The organism is Bradyrhizobium sp. P5_C11_2 (assembly GCF_054049755.1).
In genome coordinates, this window is record NZ_JBFULT010000362.1 from 1 (window position 1) to 7,715 (window position 7,715).

Consider the following 7,715-nt stretch of genomic DNA (forward strand, 5'->3'; position numbering starts at 1 on the left):
TCCGAACTACATGCTGCTCGACGAACCCTTCGCCGGCATCGATCCGATCGCGGTCGGCGACATTCAGGACCTGGTCCGCCATCTCACCAATCGCGGCATCGGCGTGCTCATCACCGACCACAACGTGCGCGAGACGCTCGGCCTCACCGATCGTGCCTATATCGTCTATGCCGGTGAAATCTTGACCGAGGGCAGCCCGGATGAGATCGTCAATGATCCGGACGTTCGCCGCCTGTACCTTGGCGAGGAATTCCGCCTCTAGCCCTTTTTTCGAATTCGTCAAGGCGTGTACATCGGGCTTGGACTAGGATAAGCAAAAATCGGACCAATTTTTTGGGAACGGTTCTTGCTTCATGGCGCTCACGCAGAGATTAGAGTTCCGGCAATCGCAGTCGCTGGTCATGACGCCGCAGTTGATGCAGGCGATCAAGCTGCTGCAATTGTCCAATCTCGATCTCACGACCTTCGTGGAAGAGGAACTCGAGCGTAATCCCCTGCTGGAGCGGGCCAATGACGAGGCCCCCGCGGGCGAGGCCCCGGCCGAGGCCGGCCAGTTCAACGATTCCGACGGCGGCCACAACGACGAGCCGGGTGGCGGTCCGGGCGAGGCGTTCGAGCCGGGCCAGGAAGAATGGATGAGCAAGGATCTCGGCACCCGCGCCGAGATCGAGCAGACCCTGGACACCGGCCTGGACAACGTCTTTTCCGAGGAGCCGGCCGAGGCCGCGGCGCGCACCGCCCAGGATGCCGCGCCGACCACCTACACGGAATGGGGCGGCGGCGCCTCCGGCGACGAGGACTACAATCTCGAGGCCTTCGTCGCGGCGGAAACCACCCTCGGCGATCATCTGGCCGAGCAGCTCTCGGTGGCCTTCAGCGGGCCGGCGCAGCGCATGATCGGGCAGTATTTGATCGACCTCGTCGACGAAGCCGGCTACGTGCCGGCGGATCTCGGCCAGGCCGCCGAGCGGCTTGGCGCCTCGCAGCAGGAGGTCGAGCAGGTTCTCGCCGTGCTGCAGAAATTCGACCCGCCCGGCGTCTGCGCGCGCAATTTGAGTGAATGTCTCGCGATCCAGCTGCGCGAGCTCGACCGCTACGACCCGGCGATGCAGGCGCTGGTCGAGCATCTCGATCTCCTCGCCAAGCGCGACATCGCGGGCTTGCGCAAGGTTTGCGGCGTCGACGACGAGGACATCGCCGACATGATCGGCGAGATCCGCCGCCTCAACCCCAAGCCCGGCATGAAGTTCGGCTCGGCGCGTTTGCAGGCGATGGTGCCGGACGTCTATGTCCGCCCGGGTCCGGACGGCGGCTGGCACGTCGAGCTCAACAGCGACACCTTGCCGCGCGTGCTGGTCAACCAGACCTACTATTCCGAGCTGTCGAAGAAGATCGGCAAGGACGGCGACAAATCCTATTTCACCGACGCGCTCCAGAACGCGACCTGGCTGGTGCGTGCGCTCGACCAGCGCGCCCGCACCATCCTGAAGGTTGCAACCGAGATCGTGCGTCAGCAGGACGGCTTCTTCACCCATGGCGTGGCGCATCTGCGGCCGCTCAATCTGAAGGCCGTCGCCGACGCCATCCAGATGCATGAATCCACGGTGTCGCGCGTCACCGCCAACAAGTACATGGCGACGAACCGCGGTACTTTCGAGTTGAAATATTTCTTCACCGCCTCGATCGCGTCGGCCGACGGCGGCGAGGCGCATTCCGCCGAAGCCGTGCGCCACCACATCAAGCAGCTGATCGATTCGGAAGCACCGTCCGCGATTCTGTCCGACGACACCATCGTGGAACGGTTACGCGCCTCGGGCATTGATATTGCCCGCCGCACGGTCGCGAAGTACCGCGAAGCCATGCGCATTCCATCCTCGGTGCAACGCCGCCGTGACAAGCAGAGCGCTCTTGGTAACGTCCTCTCGACCGCAATGTCCGATCGCTCCCGCAACACCGAGCCGGCCTGATTGCGCTGGCGCCAAATCGCGCTACTCTCAATCTCCCATCGAGACCGATCCATGCGCCCGCATGATCCGGACCCGGAGGGGCGCGCGAACGCAGAATGCGCAGCGGTTCTCCGCACGGATCATGCGCAGCCAAGAACCTAACCAAGCGAGGTTCACATGACTCTCCGCGTTTCGGGTAAGAGCGTCAGCGTCGGCGAGGCCCTGCGCGGCCGCGTGGCCGACCGCACCGACGAGGTGCTGCGCAAATATTTCGACGGCAATTATTCCGGACACATCACGCTGAGCAAGGACGGCTTCGGCTTCCGCACCGATTGCTCGCTGCATCTCGATTCCGGCATTACGCTGGAGGCCGATTCCAACGCGCCCGACGCCTATGCCAGCGCCGACCAGGCGCTGCTGATGATCGAGAAGCGGCTCAAGCGCTACAAGAGCCGGCTCAAGGATCGCTCGGCCCGCAAGGCCCATGTGGCCTCTGCGGCGCTGGCCGCGCTCGATGCCACGAGCTACGTGCTGGAGGCGCCCGGCGAGGGCGAGGACGAGGACGACGTCGCCGGCTACAACCCCGTGATCATCGCCGAGGCAACCACATCGCTCAAAATGCTGTCGGTCAGCGAGGCCGTCATGGAACTCGACCTCAGCGGGGCGCCCTGCCTGGTATTCCAGCACGGCTCGAGCGGCCGGGTGAACATCATCTACCGTCGGGCTGACGGCAATGTGGGCTGGATCGACCCGCCCGGCCCCAAATCGGGCAGTTAGGCCCGCGCAGGGGCCCCGTAGCACCCGCAGCCCTTAACAATGACCGGGGCAAAGCCGCACGCGGGAGTTGGCACCGGGATTGCGTTGGAGTAGAAGCGCCCCACATCAGGACGTACCTGGACCTGGGCTAAGTCCGCCTCCTGCTTCACCTTCTTGACGCCGGCCGGGCTCGGTTTGACCGAGCAGGCCAATTCGGAACCTGACGGTTTAATTCACCTCGGAAACCATCCATGCCGATTACCGATCTGGTCGCGCCCGAGGCGATTCTCCCGGCATTGAAAGTCAACAGCAAGAAGCAGGCGCTTCAGGAGCTCGCGGCGAGGGCCGCCGAGCTGACCGGGCAGAACGAGCGCGCGGTCTTCGAGGTGCTGCTGCAGCGGGAGAAGCTCGGCACCACCGCGGTCGGTTACGGCGTCGCCATTCCCCACGGCAAGCTGCCCAAGCTGGAAAAGATCTTTGGCCTGTTCGCCCGTCTCGATCGCCCGATCGATTTCGAGGCGATGGACGGCCAGCCGGTCGATCTCGTGTTCCTGCTGCTCGCCCCCGAAGGCGCCGGCGCCGACCACCTCAAGGCGCTGGCCCGCATCGCCCGCCTGCTCCGCGACCAGGACATCGCCAAGAAGCTCCGCGCCTCGCGCGACGCCCAGGCGATCTATTCGGTGCTCGCACTGCCGCCGGCGACCGCAGCGTAACTTCGCTTTTCCTCGTCGCCCGTCAAGAAGCGGAATCGACCCACGCAATTGCCAATGTACGCCGGCCATCGCCGTAGCGTGCGCGCGGGATGTCGTGATCTCGCAATGACCGGCAAGACAACGCGAAAAATTTCCCCATTTGAGACGTCCGGCACATCGCGCCATGTCGGAGTCCGCTAAAGACGCCCAGGAACGCAAGTGGCGTTTAAATCGACGCGCCGTCCTGCGCTTTCGCTGATGTCGTTACCTATTGCCCGAAGGTCGGGCCCGTAGGATGAAAGTGGTTGGCGCGGTGCAGTGCAGGGTTGTTGTGGTGGGGCTAGTGATAGCAGGTACCGCAGTCCCGGCCGTCGCGGAGGATGCCGGATCGCTGCTCCGCGAGATGCAGCGGCAGCAGGAGTTGCAGCGGCAGGAAAGGCTGCCGTCCCCTGACGAGATTCGACCGCAGCAGGCGCCCGCCGCGATCCCCGACCGGGGCGAGCGCATCATCGTGAAGGGCGTTCGCTTCACCGGCAAGGTGGAGCTGCTGCCGCCGGCCGATCGCGAGCAGCTCGTTGCCTCGGTTCGCGGCAAGCGCCTCGGCATCAAGGGGCTCTATGCGCTGGCCGATCAGGTGACGGCCGTGCTCCAGGGCCGCGGCCGGTTGCTGGCGCGCGCGCTGCTGCCGCCCCAGGACGTCACCAACGGCATCGTCACCATCGAGATCGCGGAGGGCGGGCTCAAGACCATCAGCCTCGACCGCGCCAAGGGCGTGCGCGTGCGTGAGGACCTGTTGCGCGCGATCATCGAGGGCCGCGTCAAGCCGGACGGCGTGACGCGGCAGGATCTGGAAGACGCGCTGTTGCGGATGAACGACCTGCCGGGCGTGTCGGTGCATGCCAAGCTCGCGCCGGGCGAGGCGCCAAACACCAGCAAGCTCGTCGTCGGCGTCGCGCAGGCGCCCGTTCTCGGGGGCGGCATCTGGGCCGATAATTACGGCAGCTCCAGCGTGGGCAAGGCGCAGGGCAACGGGCTGGTGACGTTCACCGACGTCTCCGGCTACGGCGACCTGACGCGGCTCTCCGGCACGGTATCGCAAGGCCAGGAGTTCGGCTCGCTGGCGACGAGCGTGCCGCTCGGCGCCAGCGGCTTCATTGCCAATGCGAGCTACGCCTATCTCGACTACCACAATATCGACGCCATCGGCCGCGCCCTCGGTCTCACCGGTTTTGCCCATTTCGCCAATGGCGGCGTCGACTACAGCCTGATCCGCTCGCGCGATTTCAACCTCCAGCTTGGCGGCACCGTGACCTGGAAGGCGCTGGTTGACGACAGCATCGCCGGAACGCTCCAGGACAAGCGCTCGACCTCCGGCACGCTCAGCCTCAACGGCGACCGACGCGACGCGCTGCTCGGCGGCGGCATCACCAACTGGTCGGTGAGCTGGACTTTTGGCGATCTCGATCTCGCGCGCGTGGCGAGCGCGCTCGCGGCAGACCAGGCTGGACTCCGGACGCAAGGGCAGTTCAACCGGATCAATGTCGCGGTCGCCCGGCTTCAGGCCTTGCCCGGCGACTTCGCGCTGTTCGGCCGCCTCTACGGGCAATGGGCCGACAAGAACCTCGATTCCTCGGAAGACTTTGCGCTGGGCGGCCCGTTCGGCGTGCGCGGCTATCCCGTCGGCGAGGCGCGCGGCGACATGGGCGTGCTCGGCACGCTCGAGCTCCGCTACAACGCGCCGCTGCCTGTGCGCTTCGGCAGCCTGCAACTGGCGAGCTTCCTGGACGGCGGCTACGTCAAGATCAACGTGTCGCCGAACGGCATCGCGCCGGTCACTGTTTGCGGCTGCAATGATTACGGGCTCGCCAGCGCCGGCCTCGCCGCGCGCTGGACGCGCGAGTGGCTGAACGTCTCGGCAAGCTGGGCCCATACGCTGGGCGACAATCCCGGCCGTTCCATCATCACCGGGGCGAACGCCGATGGCGTCAAGGCCAACGACCAGTTCTGGCTGCAAGCCGGCATTCGCTTCTGATGTTTCGAGGGGGCACGCGATGACATCGACCCTGCCGCGGATGCGGCTCGCACTCGTTCTGTCCGCGACCACGATGCTGACGCCGCCGGCGCTGGCCCAGACCCTGCCGACCGGCGGCCAGGTCGTGTCGGGACAGGCCACGATCAGCCAGTCCGGCAACGCCATGACGATCAACCAGTCGAGCGACAAGATGATCGCCAACTGGCAGAGCTTTTCGATCGGCGCCGGCAACTCCGTGACCTTCAACCAGCCCGGCGCCTCCTCGGTCGCGCTGAACCGCGTCGTCGGCCAGGACCCGTCAAAAATCCTCGGCAGCCTCAGCGCCAATGGGCAAGTGTTCCTGATCAATCCGAACGGCATTGCGATCGGCAAGACCGGCAGCGTGCAGACCGGTGGCTTCGTCGCCTCCACGCTCGGAATCAGCAACGCGGATTTTCTGGCTGGCCGCTACAATTTCACCGGCAGCGGCGGCGCGATCAGCAACGAGGGCAGCATCTCCGGCAAGGTGGTGGCGCTGATCTCGCCGAGCGTCAGCAATTCCGGCACCATCGCCGGCAGCACGGCGCTCGCCGCCGGCACCGACGTGCTGCTCGACTTCAATGGCGACGGCCTGCTCTCGGTCGAGGTCAAGGCCTCCACCGTCAAGACCCTGGTCGAGAACAAGGGGCTGATCCGCGCCGACGGCGGCGTTGCCATCCTCACCGCCAAGGGTGCGAGCGACGCCATGAAGGGCGTCGTCAACAACACCGGCGTGGTGCAGGCCGCGAGCATCGGCAGCCGCAATGGTCGCATCCTCCTGCTCGGCGATGCCAAGCACGGCGAGGTCAACGCCGGCGGCACGCTGCGGGCCCGCTCGGTCGAAACCTCCGCCGCCAAGGTCAATCTCGCGTCCGATCTGAAGGTCGATACGCTGGGCGGACGCTGGCTGATCGATCCTTCGAACATAACCATCGACGCCAATTACGCGGCGGCCCTGCAGACCGCGCTGGCGAGCGGCGATGTAACGGTGACGACGTCCAGCAGCGATACCGAACCGGGCGACATCTCGGTCAATTCGCCGGTCGTCTGGGGCTCGCACGTTCTCACTCTGAGAGCCGACAACAACATCATCGTCAATGCATCGCTCACCTCCACGGGAACGACGGGTAGCGATGGGCTGATTCTGCAATACGCGCAGACCACCAGCAGTGGTACCTACACCATCAACTCCGCGATCAATCTCGCTGCGGGAAGCTTGTTTCAGACCCAGAACGGGAGCGCGGGACCGATCACCTACAAGGTCATCACGGACGTGAGCGCGCTTCAGAACATGAATGCCGATCTGTCCGGTCGTTACGCCTTGGGGGCGGACATTGATGCGTCAGTGACGAGGAACTGGAATTCGGGCGCCGGATTTGCACCGGTCGGAAACAACAGCAGCGCATTTTCGGGAAGCTTCGAGGGATTGGGGCACGTCGTCAGTGGGCTCTCCATTAACCGCCCCTCGGAAAATTACGTCGGTCTGTTCGGCTATGCCAACGGCGCGATCATGATTGGCAACGTCAGCCTGAGCAATGCATCGATCATTGGCAATAATTCGGTCGGGGCTCTGGTCGGGGCGGCGAATTCCACCACCATCAATCACGCTGATGCGAACGGTACGATCATCGGCAATGATTCCGTCGGGGGGCTGCTGGGCTACGCCAGCTACTCGCTCGTGACCGCGTCGTTTGCGACCGGCGTCGTCACGGGAAGCGGCAGTMATGTCGGTGGGCTCGCCGGCAACGTCGACAACCTCAGCGCAGTCAGCGATTCCTACGCAGAGGGACGCGTCAGCGGCTCGTCTCACGTCGGTGGCCTGATCGGGTATCTCGGCGCAAATTCCACCGCGACCTACGTCTATTCGACCGGCGACGTAACTGGCGGTGCCTATGTGGGAGGGCTGGTCGGGTACAATGACGGCGCGGTCGTTCAGTCCTACGCGACCGGCAAGCTCTCCGGCGGCAGTTCTGCCGATACCGGCGGACTGATCGGATACAACAGCGCCAGCGGTACGCTGGACAGAAGCTACTGGGATATCGAGACCACCGGTGTGTCGACGGGGTGCGCCACAAACCTTGGCAGTTGTTCGGCGACCGGCTTGACCACGGCGAGCGCGCTTCTGCACCAAAGCTATCCCGGCTTCTCCTTCTGGCCCGCAGTGCCTTGGGGGCACTGGTACGGGATCCATGGCTATACCCGGCCCTTCCTGCGCTCCGAATATTCGACGATCATCCGAAACACTCATCAGCTTCAATTGATGGAGATGAA

The 7,715-nt window shown here is 64.8% G+C and carries 6 protein-coding genes; all 6 read left to right on the forward strand.

Features of this window, described 5'->3' with window-relative positions; all coding sequences use genetic code 11:
• Positions 1-262: ABC transporter ATP-binding protein C-terminal domain-containing protein (locus ACXJL8_RS27540; RefSeq protein WP_456685925.1), on the forward strand; the 262-nt coding region annotated here is incomplete at its 5' end.
• A gap of 91 nt (positions 263-353) precedes the next feature.
• On the forward strand, positions 354-1,967 hold the full coding sequence (gene rpoN, locus ACXJL8_RS27545; protein ID WP_456618568.1) for an RNA polymerase factor sigma-54: 1,614 nt from the start codon (positions 354-356) through the stop codon (positions 1,965-1,967).
• A gap of 156 nt (positions 1,968-2,123) precedes the next feature.
• Complete coding sequence (hpf, locus tag ACXJL8_RS27550; protein ID WP_456618567.1) at positions 2,124-2,723, forward strand: ribosome hibernation-promoting factor, HPF/YfiA family; 600 nt, start codon at positions 2,124-2,126, stop codon at positions 2,721-2,723.
• A 230-nt stretch (positions 2,724-2,953) separates the two neighbouring features.
• Complete coding sequence (gene ptsN, locus ACXJL8_RS27555) at positions 2,954-3,415, forward strand: PTS IIA-like nitrogen regulatory protein PtsN (protein WP_456618566.1); 462 nt, start codon at positions 2,954-2,956, stop codon at positions 3,413-3,415.
• Between the two features lie 322 nt (positions 3,416-3,737).
• Positions 3,738-5,426 carry a ShlB/FhaC/HecB family hemolysin secretion/activation protein gene (locus ACXJL8_RS27560; protein WP_456618565.1) on the forward strand — a complete coding sequence of 563 codons (1,689 nt, stop codon included), beginning with the start codon at positions 3,738-3,740 and terminating at the stop codon, positions 5,424-5,426.
• 19 nt (positions 5,427-5,445) lie between these two features.
• The coding region (locus ACXJL8_RS27565) for a two-partner secretion domain-containing protein (protein ID WP_456685926.1) at positions 5,446-7,715 on the forward strand (2,270 nt) is incomplete at its 3' end.